This window comes from Burkholderia sp. Ed8 (assembly GCF_040761425.1).
GTDB lineage: Bacteria > Pseudomonadota > Gammaproteobacteria > Burkholderiales > Burkholderiaceae > Burkholderia > Burkholderia seminalis.
Genome location: NZ_CP142885.1, coordinates 1,244,767 through 1,263,401, shown reverse-complemented (window position 1 = coordinate 1,263,401; position 18,635 = coordinate 1,244,767). Strand labels below are relative to the sequence as shown.

The 18,635-nt window shown below is 67.0% G+C and carries 13 protein-coding genes; 10 read left to right on the top strand and 3 right to left on the bottom strand.

Annotated features, from left to right (window positions below; all coding sequences use genetic code 11):
• Positions 1-3: 3 nt before the first annotated feature.
• The 5 genes from VXM69_RS05935 to VXM69_RS05915 all read left to right on the top strand — a co-directional run bounded on the left by VXM69_RS05935 (position 4) and on the right by VXM69_RS05915 (position 7,799).
• The gene (locus VXM69_RS05935; RefSeq protein WP_367189150.1) at positions 4-1,437 is read left to right on the top strand and encodes an efflux transporter outer membrane subunit; all 1,434 of its coding nucleotides are present in this window, start codon (positions 4-6) and stop codon (positions 1,435-1,437) included.
• A gap of 101 nt (positions 1,438-1,538) precedes the next feature.
• Positions 1,539-2,231, top strand: coding sequence for a response regulator (locus tag VXM69_RS05930; protein WP_034185754.1), 693 nt, complete (start codon positions 1,539-1,541; stop codon positions 2,229-2,231).
• A complete protein-coding gene (locus VXM69_RS05925) occupies positions 2,228-3,190 on the top strand; it encodes a sensor histidine kinase (RefSeq protein WP_367189149.1) in 963 nt (320 codons plus the stop codon). The genes VXM69_RS05930 and VXM69_RS05925 overlap by 4 nt, the downstream gene beginning before the upstream one ends.
• Before the next feature lie 630 nt (positions 3,191-3,820).
• On the top strand, positions 3,821-5,653 hold the full coding sequence (locus VXM69_RS05920; RefSeq protein ID WP_034185753.1) for a protease pro-enzyme activation domain-containing protein: 1,833 nt from the start codon (positions 3,821-3,823) through the stop codon (positions 5,651-5,653).
• Positions 5,654-6,104: 451 nt separating this feature from the next.
• The gene (locus VXM69_RS05915; protein ID WP_367189148.1) at positions 6,105-7,799 is read left to right on the top strand and encodes a DUF3300 domain-containing protein; all 1,695 of its coding nucleotides are present in this window, start codon (positions 6,105-6,107) and stop codon (positions 7,797-7,799) included.
• A gap of 51 nt (positions 7,800-7,850) precedes the next feature.
• Here the strand turns inward: VXM69_RS05915 and VXM69_RS05910 are convergent, their stop codons facing one another.
• Positions 7,851-8,501 (bottom strand): pyridoxamine 5'-phosphate oxidase family protein, encoded by a 651-nt coding sequence (locus tag VXM69_RS05910; RefSeq protein ID WP_226226823.1) that lies wholly within the window; start codon positions 8,499-8,501, stop codon positions 7,851-7,853.
• A 234-nt stretch (positions 8,502-8,735) separates the two neighbouring features.
• Here VXM69_RS05910 and VXM69_RS05905 point away from each other — a divergent pair, with 234 nt between their 5' ends.
• Positions 8,736-10,202 (top strand): PLP-dependent aminotransferase family protein, encoded by a 1,467-nt coding sequence (locus VXM69_RS05905; RefSeq protein WP_367189147.1) that lies wholly within the window; start codon positions 8,736-8,738, stop codon positions 10,200-10,202.
• A 7-nt stretch (positions 10,203-10,209) separates the two neighbouring features.
• Here the strand turns inward: VXM69_RS05905 and VXM69_RS05900 are convergent, their stop codons facing one another.
• Positions 10,210-11,760 (bottom strand): phospholipase D family protein, encoded by a 1,551-nt coding sequence (locus tag VXM69_RS05900; RefSeq protein WP_124668828.1) that lies wholly within the window; start codon positions 11,758-11,760, stop codon positions 10,210-10,212.
• Positions 11,761-11,962: 202 nt separating this feature from the next.
• Positions 11,963-12,748 (bottom strand): helix-turn-helix domain-containing protein, encoded by a 786-nt coding sequence (locus VXM69_RS05895; RefSeq protein ID WP_034185749.1) that lies wholly within the window; start codon positions 12,746-12,748, stop codon positions 11,963-11,965.
• 238 nt (positions 12,749-12,986) lie between these two features.
• Here VXM69_RS05895 and VXM69_RS05890 point away from each other — a divergent pair, with 238 nt between their 5' ends.
• The 4 genes from VXM69_RS05890 to fhuB are packed head-to-tail and all read left to right on the top strand — an operon-like array spanning position 12,987 to position 18,457.
• Positions 12,987-14,642 (top strand): cyclic peptide export ABC transporter, encoded by a 1,656-nt coding sequence (locus tag VXM69_RS05890; protein ID WP_367189146.1) that lies wholly within the window; start codon positions 12,987-12,989, stop codon positions 14,640-14,642.
• Entirely contained in the window at positions 14,639-15,469 is an 831-nt protein-coding gene (locus VXM69_RS05885) for an ABC transporter ATP-binding protein (RefSeq protein WP_034185747.1), read from the top strand. Before VXM69_RS05890 ends, VXM69_RS05885 begins: the two co-directional genes overlap by 4 nt.
• Positions 15,466-16,440, top strand: coding sequence for an iron-siderophore ABC transporter substrate-binding protein (locus VXM69_RS05880; protein ID WP_069705004.1), 975 nt, complete (start codon positions 15,466-15,468; stop codon positions 16,438-16,440). The genes VXM69_RS05885 and VXM69_RS05880 overlap by 4 nt, the downstream gene beginning before the upstream one ends.
• Positions 16,433-18,457 (top strand): Fe(3+)-hydroxamate ABC transporter permease FhuB, encoded by a 2,025-nt coding sequence (gene fhuB / locus VXM69_RS05875; protein WP_367189145.1) that lies wholly within the window; start codon positions 16,433-16,435, stop codon positions 18,455-18,457. Before VXM69_RS05880 ends, fhuB begins: the two co-directional genes overlap by 8 nt.
• Positions 18,458-18,635 lie beyond the last annotated feature (178 nt).

Genomic DNA, 18,635 nt, shown 5'->3' with positions numbered 1-18,635 from the left:
GCCATGCGATTGCTCATTCTCCCCCTCGTCCTCGCCCTGTCGGCCTGCTCGCTCGCGCCGACGCTGGTCAAGCCCTCGATGCCGGCGCCGACGGCCTACACGGCCGCCGCCGCCGCCGCCGACCTCCAGGCCAACGCCGCCGATCTCGGCTGGCGCACGATGTTCGGCGATCGCCGCCTGCAGCGGCTGATCGAGCTCGCGCTCGAGAACAACCGCGACCTGCGCGTCGCGGCGCTGAACGTCGAGGCCGCCGAAGCGCAGTACGGCGTCCAGCGTTCCGCGCGCCTGCCGTCGATCGGCGCCGGCGCGAGCTTCACGCGCCAGCGTACGTCGGACGACACGCAGTCGAGTCCGCCGCTGTTCGGCACGACGCAGAACCAGTACGGCGTGAACGTCGGCATCAGCGCGTTCGAGATCGACCTGTTCGGTCGCGTGAAGTCGCAGTCGGATGCGGCGTTTGCGCGCTACCTCGCAACCGATCACGGCCGCCGCGCGGTGCAGATCTCGCTGGTCGGCGGCGTCGCGGACGCGTACTTCGCGGAACGCCTCGCGCAGGAGCAACGCCAGTTGTCCGAGCGCACCCTCGCCGACTGGCGACAGTCGCTCGACCTCGCGCGCCGCCTGAAGGATGCGCATCAGGCGAGCGGCGTCGACATCGCACAGGCCGAAGGCCAGGTCGCGAGCGCCACGGCCGATCTCGAAGCGCGCACGCGCGCCGTCGAGCAGGCACGCAACGCATTGCGCCTGCTGGTCGGCACCGATTTGCCGAAGGATCTGCCGGAGCCGGTGCCGCTTCAGCAGCAACCGGTGATGACGCAACTGCCGGCCGGGCTGCCGTCCGAACTGCTGTTCCGTCGTCCTGATATCCAGCAAGCCGAACAGAATCTCGTCGCCGCCAATGCCGATATCGGCGCCGCACGCGCAGCGTTCTTCCCGCGCCTGTCGCTGACGTCGTCGATCGGCTTCCTCAGCCCGGCGATGGGCAGCCTGTTCGACGGCGGACAACGCACGTGGAGCTTCGCGCCGCAGGTCACGGTGCCGATCTTCCAGGGCGGGCGCCTGCGCGCCGAGCTGCGTCTCGCGGAAGTGCGCAAGTCGAGTGCCGTCGCCGAGTACGAACGCTCGATCCAGACCGCGTTCCGCGAAGTAGCCGACGGTATCGCCGGGCGCGAGACCTTCGGACGGCAGATCGACGCGCAGACGCGCGTGGTCGGCTCGGCCGAGCGCCGCACCGACCTGTCGAACCTGCGCTATCGCGCGGGTGTCGAGGGGCGGCTGGAACTGCTCGACTCGCAGCGGCAGCTCTACTCGGCACGGCAGGCGCTGCTCGACCTGCGTCGCAGCGAGCTCGGCAACGCCGTTGCACTGTACAAGGCGCTCGGCGGCGGCCTGACGGACAAGGACGTCGCACCGTCGGCGAGCGTGGTGCAGAACTGAACGAACGGCGCCGCTCCATCCCGCGCGGCAGCGGGACGGAACGGCGCGATCCGGCCCGGCAACGGGCTGCCCCGATTGTTCGACATCGCACGGCGAACCCCATGACGAATTCCCTGATACTGATTGCAGAAGACGAACCCGATATCTCCGACATCCTCGATGCATACCTGACGCACGACGGCTTTCGCACCTACCGCGTCGCCGACGGGCAAGCGGTGCTCGACGTACAGCCGCACCTGAAGCCCGACCTGATCCTGCTCGACGTGAAGATGCCGCGGGAAAACGGCTGGAACGTGCTCACCGAGCTGCGGCGGCGCGGCAACACGCCCGTCGTCGTCCTCACCGCGTTCGACCGCGACCTCGACCGGCTGCAGGCGCTGCACGCCGGCGCGGACGACTACATCGTCAAGCCGTTCAACCCGGCCGAAGTCGTCGCGCGGCTGCGCGCGATCCTGCGCCGGTCGGCCGCGCCACCGGCTGCGCTCATGTTGCGCGTCGGCGACCTGGAGATCGACACCGACAGCTATCTGGCCCGCGTGCGGACGGATTCCGCCGAGATACCGATCACGCTGACGCTGACGGAATTCCGGCTGCTCGCTCACATGGCGCGATCGCCGAGCCGCGTGTTCACGCGCGGCGAACTGCTCGATGCGTGCATGGCCGACGTGAGCGCGCTGGAGCGCACGGTCGACAGCCACATCTGCCGGCTGCGCAAGAAGCTCGAACAGGCCGGCGCACCGGGCATGCCCGAAGTGATGCGCGGTGTCGGCTACCGGCTGCGGGGCCTGCAGTGACGTTGCCGGCGAAGCCCGGCCGGCAAATCGGACAGGCGATCGGCCTGGACGCAATCGTCGCCGTGCTGACCGCCTGCACCGTTGCCTTCCTGCTTTACGCGTCGCGTCACCCGGCGGCATTCCCGCACGATGCAGCGGCTGGCACGATGACCGGCAGCGCGTCCACTTACCTGATGCTCGCGACGGTGCTGTTCGTGTGCCTGCTGGCCGCCGCGTTCGACCTGTTCCGGCAGATGCGCCGTACGCTCGCGGCACCCGACGCGATGGCCGCCGACACCGCCCGCATCGCCGCCGGCGATCGGTCGGCGCGTGCGATTTCCCGCGACGGCTGCATGTCCGGCCTGTCGCGCTTCATCGAGGACTTCAATGCGATGACCCATCAACTGAAACATCTCCGGGCACTCGAAACCCGGCTCGAAGCCATCAAGGGGCTCGTCGACGAAGCCGACGCATCGTCAAGCGACGCGCTGCTTCACCATGTCGACGACCTGTTCCGGTTCGTCGACGACCTTCAGGTTGCCGAACGGCCGGAGGGGTTGACGCTCGACCTGTGCTCGACGGCGCTCGACCGCGAAATCGCCGGTGCCATCGATTCGGTCCGCGAAGCGTTTCGTGAAGCGGGGTTCGTCATCGATCTGACGACCGACGCAACCGTCGTGACCTGCGACGGCGCGCGCATCCGGCAGGCCGTTCTCGCGCTGCTCGACGACCTGCGGTGCCATTCCGCGCCGGCCACGCTGAAGCTCTTCGTCGAAGATCGCGCCGCGGGCGCCGTCGTCCGGATCGAAGACGAAGGTTCGCGACGATTCGTCGAATCCGGGCTCGGCGTGTTCGTCGCGCGCGCGATCGTCCAGGCGCACGGCGGGCAGTTGCGCCATCTCGCCTCGCCCCGCGGCAATGCCGTTCTCGAATTCGACCTTCCGCGGCACCCGCCGGCCATTCGAGCGTTTCCTCGATAGCAACCGGCCATTACGAAACGAATCGGAAATGATCGACGAATCGATTCCGGCATTACCTTCCTTGTCGGTTTCGAGCATTACAAAATGCCGTCGATCTTTTCAAAATCATTGCGCTTTATTCGGTTTAATTTTGTTTCATATAATCAAAAAAAGTTTGACACTGCGCTTTCGTTCTTGATAACTTCCGATGCAAGCAATCTGACGGATTGCTCACCACGCAATCGATTCCGCTCTACGTTTTTTCGCTTCCGCCGCACCGCAGTGCTCGCCGCCGGCTGATTTTCTCGCACACCGGCGCATGCAATATCCCGATGCATCTCATTGGACGGCTGTCATCCGGCAGCGGGCCGAAGGATCGAATCAAATGAGCAGGACAACGAAACTGTTGCTCTAGCAATCCCGCCCGCATCCAGTCCGGCGCGGCTGCCTCGCAGCGCGACGCAGCCCTCCCGTTATCGCGTTTTCCGTATTTCGCCCCCGGAGCAAACCCATCTCTCCGGATCGGGTGAAAGGCCCTGTCGCGTCCGTGCCATCCGCACGCATGCGGCAGCAAGCGGCGGTGCACGATCCGCACCGCTGTCGACCGTTGTTGTTCGTGCCGTTCGATGTTCAACCGGAGGGGTAATTCAAATGAATCAGGTTGCAGACAAGAAACACAAGCACATTCGCATCGTCAAGCTCGCACTCGCCGCCGCGGCATTCGCTTCGTTCGGCATGGCGACCGCCCATGCCGCACCGGCGGCAGGCTGGACGGAAACCCGCACCAAGGGATTCCTGCCGCTCGTGCAGCAGAGCGAAGCCGGTACCGCCGGCGCGCCCGCCGCGAGCACGGCCGCCGCCGCCGCGTCGGCCATCGAGATGGCGCCCGGCGAATCGGTCGACATCGTGCTCGGCTTGAACCTGCGCAACGAGGCGCAACTCGACCAGTACCTGCGCGATCTGCATACGCCCGGCTCGCCGCACTACAGGCAGTTCCTCACGCCGGCGCAGTTCGCCGCGCAATATGCGCCGACCGACCAGCAGGTCGCGTCCGTCGTCGCGCACCTGCGCAAGGAAGGTTTCGTGAACATCGTGGTCGCGCCGAACCGCCTGCTGGTATCCGCGTCCGGCACCGCGGCGACCGTCAAGTCCGCATTCCGCACGACGCTCAAGCGCTTCACGCGCAACGGCCGCAGCGTCTATGCGAATACCGATGCCGCGCAAGTGCCGAACGCGATCGGCAACATCGTGGGTGCGGTGCTCGGGCTGCAGAACGTCGAGCTGATGCATACCGGTGCGGGCAGCAAGCCGCAAGGCAACACCAGCAACCTGACGATTCCGGCCGGCGCGTCGGCGGTGCCGCACAACCCGACCGAGTTCTCGTCGATCTACGGCGGCGACGGCGTGCCGAACGCGTCGCAAACCACCGTCGGCGTCATCTCCGAAGGCGACCTGTCGCAGACGGTGAGCGACCTCAATACGTTCGCGGCGAACAACGGCCTCGGCACGATCGCAAGCGCCATCGTGAAGACCGGCCCGTCCGGCAGTTCGTACACCGACACCGACGGCACCGTCGAATGGAACCTCGACAGCCAGTCGATCGTCGGCTCGGCAGGCGGTGCCGTGAAGCAGGTCGTGTTCTACGTGGCGCCGTCGATGACGCTCACCGCGATCACCGCCGCCTACAACAAGGCCGTGACCGACAACGTCGCGAAGGTGATCAACGTGTCGCTCGGCGTGTGCGAATCGTCCGCCAACAGCACGGGCTCGCAGGCCACCGACGACACCATCTTCAAACAGGCGGTCGCGCAGGGGCAGACCTTCTCCGTGTCGGCCGGCGACCACGGCGCGTACGAATGCGCGAGCGGCACGCCGTCGCGCTCGACCTACACGGTGAGCGAACCGGCCACGTCGCCGTACGTGATCGCCGTAGGCGGCACGACGCTGTTCACGAATACGTCGACCAACGCGTACAACAGCGAGATCGTCTGGAACGATCCGAGCTGGCAGCCGGGCACGGTGTGGTCGACGGGCGGCGGGTACAGCAAGTACGAGGCCGCGCCGACGTGGCAGTCGTCGACCCTGACCGGCTCGACCAAGCGCGCGCTGCCCGACGTCGGCTTCGACGCCGACCTGCGCACCGGCGCGATTCTCGTCGTGAACGGCCAGACCTCCGACACGCTGTGGGGCTCGGGCTACCTGAACAACGAAGGCGGCACGAGCCTCGCCGCGCCGATCTTCACGGGCATCTGGGCGCGGCTGCAGTCGGCCAACAACAATGCGCTCGGCTTCCCCGCGTCGAGCATCTACAAGTACTTCCCGTCCAACGCAGCGTTGCTGCACGACGTCACGTCCGGCAACAACGGCAGCGGCACGTACGGCTACAAGGCGAAGGCCGGCTGGGACGCGACGACGGGCTTCGGCAGCGTGAACATCTCGAAGCTGAATACATTCATCCAGAGCACGTCGGACTTCGCACGCTGATGCGCCGATGACCGACGCGGTTCCGCGTGCGCGTCGTTGCGCGCGCCCGGGACCGCACGCAACCGCGTAAAAGCCCGCGACAGGTGCAAGCCGTCGCGGGTTTTCTGCATTCCGCGTCAGCTCGCGAAGCGGCATCGGGCGGGACGATACGCGCGCCGACCTTGCAATCGTTGCGCCAGCAACTTTCAGGTTCCTTACCCGCCGGGTGCCCGCCCGCTTACGGACCGCAAGGTACACACTGTTACACAACGCTCCGACAACTTCCGCGCGTGTCGTGCGTTTAACCGAATATGACGATTCGTCGCGGGACTTCCATCATGCGAACACGATCTTGCCGCCTGCGCCGGCCGCTGCCGCCGGCGCAGGCGCGGACGATCGCGGCACGGTGCTCAAGCCGATCGCGCAGCCCGCGTGCCTGCCAACGCTGCCTCCACACCGAACGGACAACAACATGAACAACACACGTGCACACCGCCCCGTCAGGACGTTGATCGCTTCGTCCCTCATCGTGTCGCTGCTCGGCCTGTCGGCCTGCAACAAGAACGGCGACGGCAGCCCCGCCGCACCGGCGAGCGACGCGAGCGCGGCCGCGGCCGCGCAGCCGGCCTCGACACCCGTTGCCTACACGCCGCCGAGCGCCGACCAGCTCTACCAGATGGTCGCGCCGATCGCGCTGTTCCCCGACAAGCTCGTCGCGCTGGTGCTGGCGGGTGCGACGTATCCGGACCAGGTGAGCGCCGCGAACAATTGGGTCACGCAGAATCCGGCATTGAAGGGGCAGGCACTCGCGGCGGCCGCCGATGCGCAGCCGTGGGATCCGTCCGTCAAGGCGCTGACCGCCTTCCCCGCGGTGCTGTCGCAGATGGCGTCGAACCCGGTCTGGACCACGTCGCTCGGCCAGGCGTACTACAACGATCCGACCGACGTGATGAACGCGATCCAGGTGATGCGCCAGCGCGCCCACACGTCCGGCCATCTCCGCTCGGGCGGCCAGATACGCGTCACGCAAGTCGCGCGGGCCGCGCCGACCGGCTATACGCCGGCCACCGACGCGCCCGTGGGGTACGCCGGGCCGGCGATCGTGCCGCCGCCCGGGCAGGCAATCGAGATCGAGCCCGCGCAGCCGGATATCGTGTACGTGCCGTCGTACAACCCGACCGTCGTCTACGGCGAGCCGGTATCGGCCTACCCCGGCTACGTTTACCGGCCGCCCGCATACAGCACCGGCGAAGTCGTGGCGGCCAGCGTGATCACGTTCGGCGTCGGCATCGCCGTCGGCGCCGCGATCTTCGGACACCACGACTGGGGCTGGCATGCGTGGGGCGTGAACTGGGGGGCACCGCATCCGGAAGGCCCGAGGTGGAACGACGGGTGGCAGCGCCCGGCCGTGGTGTACAACCACACCACGTACGTGACGAAGTCGACCACCGTGATCAACAACATCACCAACATCCGCAACACGCGCATCACGAACAACTACGGCGGCAACGTCACCACCAACAACACGACGATCGAACGCAATGCCGCACAGCCGGGTGCCGAACCGATGCGCGGACAGGCCATGGCGCCGCGCGCGGGCGCAGCGCCGATGACGATGCCGCACTTCGGCGCGAACGACGCGCGCCCCGGCACGCGACCCGCGCCAGAAGCATTCGCGCAGAACCGTGCGAATGCGCCACATGCCGTGGCACCGGCGCAGCATCCGTCCGGCACGACGCACGACGAGCGGCAGCAGGCGATGCAACAGGAGCGTGCAGCCGCGCAGGAAAATCATGCGGCAGCACAGCAACAACAACGCGAGGAAATGCAACAGCACAACGCGGCGCAGCAACGCGAAGCGCTGCAGCAACGCAACGAAGCGCAACAACAGGAACGCGCGCAGGCCCAGCAACGTAACGAAGCGCAGCAACAACACGCGGACGCCCAGCAACGCAACGAAGCGCAGCAGCAACGCGCGGATGCCCAGCGACGCAACGAGGCTCAGCAGCAGCAACGCAAGGAGATGCAGCCGCACGCCGAAGCGCCGCTGCAGGAACACGCGGCACCGCGCCCTCGGCAACCGGCAACCGAGCACGCGGCGGCACCGCATCCGCACCCGCCCGAGTCCCACCCGCAGCATGAGTCGCACGAGCATCATCCGGGGTAAGTCCCGCCGACGGTAGCGCGAATGCCGCGCTGCCGTCGGGCGATCCGCCGATCAATCGGCCCAGCTCCGCACGTAGTCCGGCACGGGCACGCCGCCGTCCGCATGCACGGGCGTGCCGCGCGCCGTCTTCAGCGGCAGTATTCCGGTCCACACCGCAAACGCCAGATCCTCGTCCTTGTCGGACGGCAGCGAATCGCTGATTTTCACCGCCGCTTCGTCCATCGCAATCCGCAGCACACTGGTCGCATTGATTTCCTTCGAATTGCCCGGCCGCGCTTCATGCCTGCGGCCGGGCGCGATCTTGTCCATCAAGGCGTCCAGCGCCGCGCGTTTTTCCGCACCGTCCTCCACCGCGTCGAACCGCCCGTAGATCACCGCGGACCGGTAATTCATCGAATGGTTGAAGGCCGACTTCGCCAGCACGAGGCCGTCGAGCAACGTGATCGCGACCGAAGCCTGCACGCCCGCCGACAGCGCCTTGATCATCCGGCTGCCATTCGATCCATGAATATAAAGGTCGTCGCCCCACTGCCAGTGCGCGGTCGGGATGCAGTGCGTGTGCTCGCCGTCGCCGAACGCGATATGGCAGACATAGGCCTCGTCCACGATGCGGTGGAGCATCGCGCGATCGTGACTGGCCAGCTCGGACAGGCGGCGAATGGTGGTCAGCGGCGAGGAAGAAATGGCGGTCATGATTTTCATATATTCGGACTACAAAGTTAATCAAATCGGTATCGTGAGGCGTTGACGCCCGCATGTACGGCCGCCGGGCGCGTCGACAGCCGCGCGTCAAATCGATCACAATACGCACGTGCAATACGCTCGACGATCGCAGGAACGCCCCGCGCGCCGGGGCACATCGCAAGAACGTGAACGATACGATGCGCGTGGCATCTTCAAAAGAACCAGCACAACGGAAATTTCTGGAACCAGCCCATGGATCTCGCGCTGCTCATCTCGTCGCGCTCCCGGCAGGACGGCACGACTCGACACAGCCAGCAGGAAGCGCTGTACCGGAGCCTGCGCGCACTGCTGCTCGACGGGCATCTTCCCCCCGGCACGCGGCTCGTATCGACGCGCGTGCTCGCGGCCGAGCTGGGCATTGCCCGTAATTCGGCGGTCTATGCGTACGAGCGCCTGGCGGAAGAAGGCTTCGTGGCCGCCACGCGCAACGGCACGATCACGCTATGGGACGGATGCGGCCGGGCAGGCGCCACGCATGACGACGGCTCGCCGTCAGTGCAACTGTCGGCGCGCGTGCACGGGCTGGAGAGCGCCGATCCCGAGCCCGAACGCATGCTGCCGTTCGTCCCCGGCCTCCCGTCACTGGACGAATTCCCGGTTGCGCAGTGGCGTCGTTGCATCGAGCGTACGTGGAAAACCATCAAGCCCGCGCAGCTCGCGTATGGCCCGGTCGAAGGGCTGCCCGAACTCAGGCGCGCGGTGGCCGCCTACATCCGCGTGTCGCGCGGCGTGCGCTGCGACACGGGCCAGGTATTCATCACCGACGGCACGCAAGGCAGCCTCGAATTGTGCGCGCGCATGCTTGCGAATCCCGGCGAATACGGCTGGCTCGAGAATCCCTGCTACAACGGCGCCCGGACGGCCTTCCGGTCGACCGGCCTGAATCTCGTGCCGATCGAGGTCGATCACGAAGGGATGGCGCCCACCGACGAGCAGTGGCGTAACCAGCCGCCCCGGCTGATCTATACGACGCCCTCGCATCAATACCCGCTCGGCGCGCTGATGAGCCCGGAACGGCGTGCAACGCTCGTCGAGCATGCACGCGCGTGCGGGGCATGGATCATCGAGGACGACTACGACAGCGAGTTCCGTCACGGCGGCCAGCCGCTGCCCGCGATACAGGGCCTGCATCCCGACGCGCCGGTCTGCTATCTCGGCACGTTCAGCAAGACGATGTTTCCGGCGCTTCGGCTCGGCTTCATGGTCGTGCCGCCGGCCCTCGTCGAGCGCTTCACCCGGACGCTGCGCGAGCTCGTCCATCGCGGTCATTCGGCCGATCAGCTCGCGATGGCCGAATTCATCGACACCGGCCTCTTTGCACGGCATCTGCGCACGATGAAGTCGCGTTATGCCGACCGGCGCAGCCGCCTCGAGGCGGCCCTCGCGCGCCACCTCGGCACCGTGTTGAGCGTGCGTGACAGCCCGGGCGGCATGCATCTGTCGGCGGATCTCGCGGCGCCGCTGCACGACGCCGAAGTCGCGCGCGCCGCCTCCGCGCATGGCCTGCTGCTGCAGCCGCTGAGCAGCTATCGCGTCGGCGAGGGCCGCGCGTACAACGGCTTCGTGCTCGGCTATTCCGGGCTGGACGACGCGACGATCGAAACGGCGACGACGCAGTTCGCGGCCGTCATCGAACGATTCGGCCGCCCGCGCCGCTGAGCGGCGCTCACAGTTGCGATTCGATCGGAAACAACCCCAGAAACCAGACTTCCATTCGTCGCGCCGCTGAAACCTCCGGCTCGTGATCGATCTCGGTGACCTTCCCGTCCGCATCGGTCTGGATCCACTTGAGCCGCCCCTGCCCGGCCGCATCGGTGCGCGACTCGACACGCCACGCGATCCGGTCGAGTCGCGCTTCGAGATCGTTCGCCACCTGGGACGCAATCGCCGGGCTCTCGCAGTAAACGCCGATCTCCGTATTGAGGTTCAACGAGCGCGGATCGAGATTCATCGATCCGATGAAAATGCTCGTGTGATCGAACACGTAGGTCTTTGCGTGCAGCGACGCGCGCGACGAGCCGATGATGACCTGCTTCGAAATGCTCTTGTCGCCCGACGGCCGCCGCTCGTAGAGCCGCACGCCGGCCTTCACCAGATCGCTTCGATAATGCCGGTAGCCGGCATGCACGGCCGCCACGTCGGTCGACGCAAGCGAGTTGGTCAGCACCGTCACGCGCACGCCGCGCGCCGTGAGCGCCCGCAATCGTTCGACGGCCTCCTTGCCCGGCACGAAATACGGCGACACGATCAGCAGGTCGTGCCGAGGCTGCAATGCAAGCGCACGCAGCTGCGGCATCAGGTGTCCGTCGGCGTCCTTCGGCGCATGCGCGATCTTCGACGGATCGTCGTACAGCACCGTCGCGTGCCCCCACGACAGTTCCGTGCCCTGCCCATGCACGATCTGGTCGAGCCGCTGCCGGGCCTCGAGCACGTACGGATTGTCCTCCATCGCCCGCAGGTAGTCGCGCAGCCGTTCGCGCTCGCGATCGAGCCCGCCCGGCGCCGCATCGTGCCCGACCAGCGCATCGATCGGATACGCGTACGGAGAATTCCAGAACGTATCGAATTCGGTCGAGATGTCCTTCACGGCCGGACCGTGGACGACGACGTCGAGATCGCCGAACTCCAGCATCGACGATGCGCCGAAGTACTCGTCGCCGATATTGCGGCCACCGACGATCGCCACCTGGTTGTCCGCGATCATCGCCTTGTTGTGCATGCGCCGGTTGACGCGCGCGAACTCGAACACCGTGCCGATCTTCTTGAACCGGCGCGTGGCCACCGGATTGAACAACCGGATCTCGATGTTCGGATGCGAACTGATCTCGAGCAGCTTGCGGTCGTCCGCGTTCGTGCCGAGATCGTCGAGCAGCGCGCGCACGCGCACGCCACGATCGGCCGCGCGAATGACCGCATCGGCCAGTTCATGTCCGGTCAGGTCGTCGTGCCAGATGTAGTACTGAAGATCCAGCGACCGGTCGGCCCGGTCGGCCAGCAGCACGCGCGCATCCAGCGCATCGACCGGATCGGTCAGCAGATGGAACGCATCCTGCCCGGGATGGGCGCTGGCCTGCTGCTGGAACGCCGCGCCCAGGCGAGTGTGTTCCGTATCGGTGAACGCATGCGTCGGCGCGCGATCGGCCTGCGGCGGAAGGCTGGCGCACGCAACGAGCGCCAGCAACGAAAGAATCGCACCCCACGAACGCAGCATGGTCATGATGACCGTCCCCACTCCCGGCGAAGTCTGTTTTTCTGGTCGCCGGATGACTCACGGCGCGGGTCGGCCGTCCGTTGCGCGACGCGTATCGCGCACGGGCCGTGCCGCGCCACAGCATACTTCGATTGCGATCGGTACTGCACCATTTCCGTGTTTTCCGCCGGTCATGTCGCCGAACCGCCGACCGTCCGAATCATGCCGCTCAACCTGCCGCGAGATATCGCTGCGGCGATTCGCCGGTGATCCGCCGGAACATGACGATGAACGCGCTCGCGCTGCGATACCCGAGATCCTTCGCCACCTGTGCAACCGACTGGCCGAGCGCGAGGCGCGTGATCGCTTCCGCGACACGCATCTGCTGCCGCCAGGCCACGAACGTCAGCCCCGTCTCGGCATGCAGCCGGCGCGCGAGCGTACGGCCGCTGGCGCCGAATTGCTCGCCCCAGAAGTCCAGCGTGAGATCGCTCGCGGGGTCGTTCATCATGTGCTCGCACAGCTTGAGCAGGCGTTCGTCGCGTGGCAAGGGCACACCAGGCTCGGCGAGGCTCGGCGTTTCCGCGAGCACTTTCATCAGCAACGACGCGGCCAGCCCGGCGCGGCTCGTGGCCGTATAAGTATCCGCCCCGTCGACCACCGTGAGCGCGAGCTCCCGCAGCAACACCGACACGGCGATGACCGCCGGTTCTTCCCAGGACCACGGAAACACCTCGGGCTCCACATAGACGCTGCATAGCGCGGTGTCGCCCACGGCGTGCAGTTCGTGATCGACGTCCGACGGCAGCCACACCGCCCGCGACGGCGGGAGTGTCCATGTGCGGGCCGGTGTGAGCACGCGGACGACGCCCTTGGCTGCAAAGACGAGCTGGCCATGACGATGCTGATGCCAGGCAACGCGTTCGCCTTGACGGTAATTCACGAGGGTGGCGGCCACTTCGCGCGGCAGCGGCACCCGCGCCAGCGGATAGCGCTTGAGCAGGAAGGCCTTCATCGGAGACGGTCGAAAGGAGGTGAGCCATGATATTTCAAATTCACCAAATTTTGTCAAAAAATCGATATCGAGTGTCTACCTTTCGGCGGCTTGAGGCATTAATCTCCTTATCCATCAATGGTCACGGCCAAATCCCGTCCGACATATTTAATACGTCTCATTCTCATGTATGAGACACGACACATGCAGCTTGCACGTCCGCACGAACCTTCCGCCACTTATGCCTCTGATTGCCTCATTGATCCGCTACTCACGCTGGCTGCTGCCGGTCGCGTTGCTCGCGAGTCTCGCGAGCGGCTTCGCGAACGCGGCGCTCGTGGCCCTCATCAATCAGGCGTTGCAAGCGTCGGGCGCACAACTGATGCACCTGGGCATGCGCTTCGTGCTGCTCGCCGCGCTGGTACTCGTGACGCGCATCGGCTCGCAGGCGCTATTCATGTATCTCGGTCAACGCGTCAAGGCGCAACTGCGCATGCAGACGATCGGCCGCATTACCGCCGCGTCGTTCCGCGATCTGGAGCGCTGCGGCGCGGCCCGCGCGATGGGCGCGCTGACCCAGGATCTCGACAGCATCGTCGTGTTCTTCGTGAGCCTGCCCTCCATGGCGATGCAGGGCGCCGTGATCGTCGGGTGTCTCGCGTACCTCGGCATGCTGTCGCTGCCGATCCTGGCGGTCGCATTGGGCGTGCTCGGGGCAGGCACGCTCGGCACGCAGCTGGTGAGCACCCGCGCGCTGCGTCATCTGCGCGCATCGCGCGACCGCGAGGACAAGCTGCTGAACCGGTTTCGCGCGTTGTTCGACGGCGCCAAGGAACTCAAGCTGCATCGCGCGCGTGCGAACGCGTTCGTCTGTAGCGAGCTCGCACCGCACGTGGAGGCGGTGCGCGTGCAGCGCACGCGCGGTTATGTGCTGCACGCGCTCGCGGCAAGCTGGGGAAATTTGCTGCTGTTCGGCTTCGTCGGCCTGACGACTTTCGTGCTCGCGCATCTGTTCGGCGCCGACGCGCACGTCATGTCGGGCTACGCGCTCGTGTTCCTCTATCTGATCATGCCGGTCGAAGGGCTGCTCGCGGCGCTGCCGTCGCTCAACTCGGCACGCGTTGCGTTCGAGCGCATCGGCGAGCTCGAGGCGGCGCTGCCGGCCGAACCAGGCAATCACGCCGATTCCGCCACCGCACCGGCCCCGGCCGAGGGATTCTCGCGCATCGTGTTCGAGGGTGTCGAACATCGTTATGTGCGCGAAAGCGACGATGGCCTGTTCACGCTCGGGCCCATCGATCTGACCTTCGACGCGGGGGAACTCGTGTATCTCGTCGGCGGCAACGGCAGCGGCAAGACCACGCTCGCGAAGCTGCTCGTCGGCCTTTACGCGCCCGAGCGCGGCCGTCTGCTCGTCGACGGCGTCGCCGTGGACGACGCGACGCGCGCCGCGTATCGACAGCGTTTTTCGGTGGTCTTCAGCGATTTCCATCTGTTCGATTCGCTGCTCGGCCTGACCGGCGAACGCGAAGGGATGGCACGTACGTTGCTCGTCGCGCTGCAACTCGACCACAAGGTGCGCATCGAGCACGGCACGTTCTCCACGCTCGCCCTTTCGCAAGGTCAGCGCAAACGCCTCGCGCTGCTGGTCGCATTCCTGGAGGATCGACCGTTCTATGTCTTCGACGAATGGGCGGCCGATCAGGACCCGGCCTTCAAGGACGTGTTCTATCGCACGCTGTTGCCCGCGCTGAAGGCGAACGGCAAGACCGTGCTGGTCATCACGCACGACGATCGCTACTTCGATCTTGCCGACCGGCTCGTCAAGCTCGAGAACGGGCGAATCGCCGCGATTACCGCCGACACGGACCATGCGCGGCGTACGGGCGGCAACGACATGGCGAGCGCGGCATGAGCCCAATCGTGCGCGACGAAGCAGCCCGCTCCGCATGCGGCAACACCGGCCCTGCCGCGACGTTCTCGCTCGAACGCGTGTCGTACGTCGCCAGCGGCCGTCCCCTGCTGCAATCGATCGATCTCGCGCTCGAACCCGCATGCGTGACCGGACTGGTCGGGCACAACGGTTCGGGCAAATCCACGCTCGTCAAATTGCTCGCTCGTCAGCTCGCCCCCACTGCCGGCACGATTCGCTACGCGGGCAAGCCGCTCGCCGGCTGGGGCGCACGCCAGTTCGCGCGTCAGGTCGCGTATTTACCGCAGCAGACGCCGCCCACCGACGGTATGACCGTGCACGAACTGGTCGCCCTCGGGCGTTATCCGTGGCATGGCGCACTCGGTCGCTTCGGGGAAGAAGACGCCGCGCACGTCGAGCGCGCGATGCGTGCAGCGGATGTGCTCCGTCACGCCGATCGTCCCGTCGACGTCCTGTCGGGCGGCGAGCGTCAGCGTGCATGGCTGGCGATGCTGGTCGCACAGGACTGCCGCTGCATGCTGCTCGACGAACCGACGTCGGCGCTCGACCTCAACCATCAGCTCTCCGTGCTCGAACTCGTGCGCACGCTCTGCGCGACGAGGGCGATGAGCGCCGTCGTCGTTCTGCACGACGTGAACATGGCCGCGCGGTTCTGCGACCGTATCGTGGCGCTGCGCGAGGGCCGTCTGCTGATGCGCGAGCGCGCCGCCGACATCATGAACCCGGTGCACCTCGAATCGATCTACGGCGTGCCGATGCGCGTGAGTGCCGATCCGGTCAGCGGGCGGCGCCTGGGGTTTCCGGCATGAACCTGCTCGTTGCGAATCCGCGCCGCCGGCAACTGCTCGTCGCGCTCACCGCGCTCGCCGGCTCAGGCCCATGGTTCTCCGCGCCATGCGTCGCTGCCGCGGTCACGCGGTTCCCGCATCGCATCGTGGTGCTCAACTGGGAACTCACGGAAACGCTGCTCGCACTCGGGCGCGCGCCCGTCGGCATTCCATTGCCCGACTGGTATGCGAGCGGCATCGTGACGCCGCCGTTGCCGCCCGGCGTCGCCGATGTCGGCCTGCTCTATCAGCCGAATTTCGAGGTGCTGCTCGCGCTCGCGCCGGATCTCATCATCGTCACGCCGGCGCATGCCGCGTTGATGACGCCGCTGCGACGCATCGCGCCGACGCTCACGCTCGGCACATACATGAGCGCTGCACGGCCTCTCGAGGTGCTCTGCGACGAAACATCCGCGATGGGGCGAGCGATCGATGCGCCGCTACGCGCCACCGAGCTGATCGCCGCCGCGCAACGGGAATTCGCGTCGGTGGCCACCCGGATCGCGAACACCGGGGCTCACCCGGCGCGAGCCGTGATCGTCGCCGAAGCACTCGACGAGCGACATTTTCGCGTCTATGGCACGGGTAGTCTGTTCGACGACGTGCTCGCGCGCATCGGTGTCGACAATGCCGCCCATCCTCGCGACGCGGCGAGCCGAACGGTCGCCACGCCGTGGCGCACCTCCGTCACCGGCTCGGCCGCCGTCTCGCTGGAACGCCTGTTCGATGTCCCGCACGCGGACATCCTGCTGATCGGTCCGCTGCGCGCCGCCGTGCGTGCCGCGCTGAACGAGAGCCCGTTGTGGCGTGCGCTGCCTGCCGTGCGCGAGAAACGCGTCGCAGTCCTGCCGGTGATCGCGGCCTTCGGCGGACTGGTGTCGATGCACCGCTTCGCCGCGGCCGTCTCGATCGCACTGGCCACACTGGAGCAAGGCGGAGGCGGCCTTGCGTAATCTCGTGCTGGCCGGACGCATCGCGCGGACAAGCGATCGGCGCCTGGCGCTGGTCGGCGCCATGGCCGTACTCGCCGCGTGCCTCACCGCCACGGACGTGCATCGCGCACTGGCGAGCGCATCCTTGTGGCGCGCGCTCGCGGCCACCGCAGACACGCAGGACGTGGGGGCCCTGCTCGTCCACTACAGCCTGCTGCCGCGCGTCGCGATGACCCTGCTGTGCGGCGCCGCACTCGGTCTCGCGGGCGCGCTGATGCAACAGGTGCTGCGCAATCCGCTCGCGGAACCCATGACGCTCGGGGTGTTCCCCGGCGCGTATCTCACGCTGTCTGTCGCGACGATCTGGATGCCCGGCTGGTTGGCCATGGGTCGAAGCACGCTGGCGCTGGCGGGCGGCGCGGCCGCGATGCTCGTCGTGTTCGCGCTGGCATGGGCGCAACGTATGTCGCCGCTCGGCGTGATCCTCGGCGGCATGGTCGTGAACCTGTACTGCGGCGCGATCAGTCTCGCGATCTCGGTGGTGCATTTCGACCGGCTTGCAGGCTTGCAGATCTGGGGGGGCGGCGCGCTCGACCAGAACGGCTGGCAACCGACGCTGCATCTGGGCATGCAGCTCGCCGCCTGCGCGGGCGCCGCCGCACTGCTCTATCGTCCGCTGAGTCTGTTCGACGCAGGCGACACGACGGCGCGCCATCTTGGTGTCGCGGTCGGATGGGTGCGCGGCGCTGCGTTGTTCGTCGCGGTCGCGCTCACGGCGTTCGTGGTCGCCGAAGTGGGCGTCATCGGCTTCATCGGCCTGGCCGCGCCGTTGCTGGCCCGCCTGGCCGGCGCGCGGCAATTGCGCGCGCGGCTCGTGTGGTCACCGCTCACCGGCGCGGCGCTGCTGTGGCTCACCGATGAAATCGTGCGCACGGCCGCGCGGGCCGACATGTTTTCCGCGCACGTGATCGCGACCGGAAGCGCGACCGCGATCGTAGGCGTGCCGCTGCTCGTCGGGTTGCTGCCGCGTTTGCGCACGCGGCCCGATGCGCATACTGCAGCAGCCCCCCGGCATGAGCGTCGCGCGCCTCGCGCGATGGCGCTGGCGTGGGTCATGCTGCTACCGCTCGCATGCGTGCTGTCGCTGGCGGTCTCTCGCGGCCCCGCCGGCGCGAGCGTCGCCACGCTCACGCAAATCGAAAGCCTGCTGTTCTGGCGCGTACCCCACCTCGTCGCGGCGCTGGCGGCGGGCGCTCTGCTCGCCGTCGCGGGAACACTGCTGCAACGCATGAGCGCGAATCCGATGGCGAGTCCCGACGTGCTCGGCGTGGGTTCCGGCGGCATGTTCGGCATGGTTGCCGTACTGTTTCTCAGTCACCACCTTGTTCCCGCCGCACTGGTGGCAGGGTGCGTGGCCGGCACGTTCGCGACGTTGGTGCTGCTCGTCTGGTTCGGACGGCGCGCGCGATTCGCGCCCGAGCGCCTGCTGCTCGTCGGGCTGTCGATCAGTGCGCTGTTCAACGCGGTAGTCGGCGCGCTGATGTCAAGCGGCGATCCGCGCGCGGGCGTGCTCGTCGATCTGCTGATCGGATCCACCTACTACGTCGCGCCCGACATCGCCTGGAGCGTCGCGGCACTGGCGCTCCTGACGCTCGCCGTTGCACCGCTGACCAGACGCTGGCTCGCCGCTCTTGCGCTCGGCACCGACGTCGCGGCGAGCGTCGGCGTGCCCGTGGGTCGCGCGCGCTTCGCGTTGCTGCTGCTGGCGGCCATGTCAACGGCGGCGGCTACCGTGATTGTCGGGCCGTTGTCGTTCGTCGGGCTGATCGCGCCGCATATCGCTCGGTTTTCCGGTGCGCGCCGCCCCGTGCCGCAGCTTTATCTGGCCGCAACGCTCGGCGCGCTGCTGATGGTGACGGCGGACTGGCTCGGGCGGCAGATCGCTTTTCCGCAGGAAATCGCGACCGGCCTCGTCGCCACGCTGCTCGGCGGACCGTGGCTCGTCGCGCTCGTGATGCTGCGCGGGTTGCGGCGGTAATTGCGTCACGGGTCGCGGGATCGACCACGATGTCGGTCCGGAAGTTATTCAGTAGTGCATTGATTTACAGATAGACGAGGCATCTCAGATGCCCGTCGATAACGATCGTCCCCCCATTTTTCAACCCGCCGCTGGCGGGAGGAAGCAGTTCGACATTTTTCAACATCGGGATGATCAA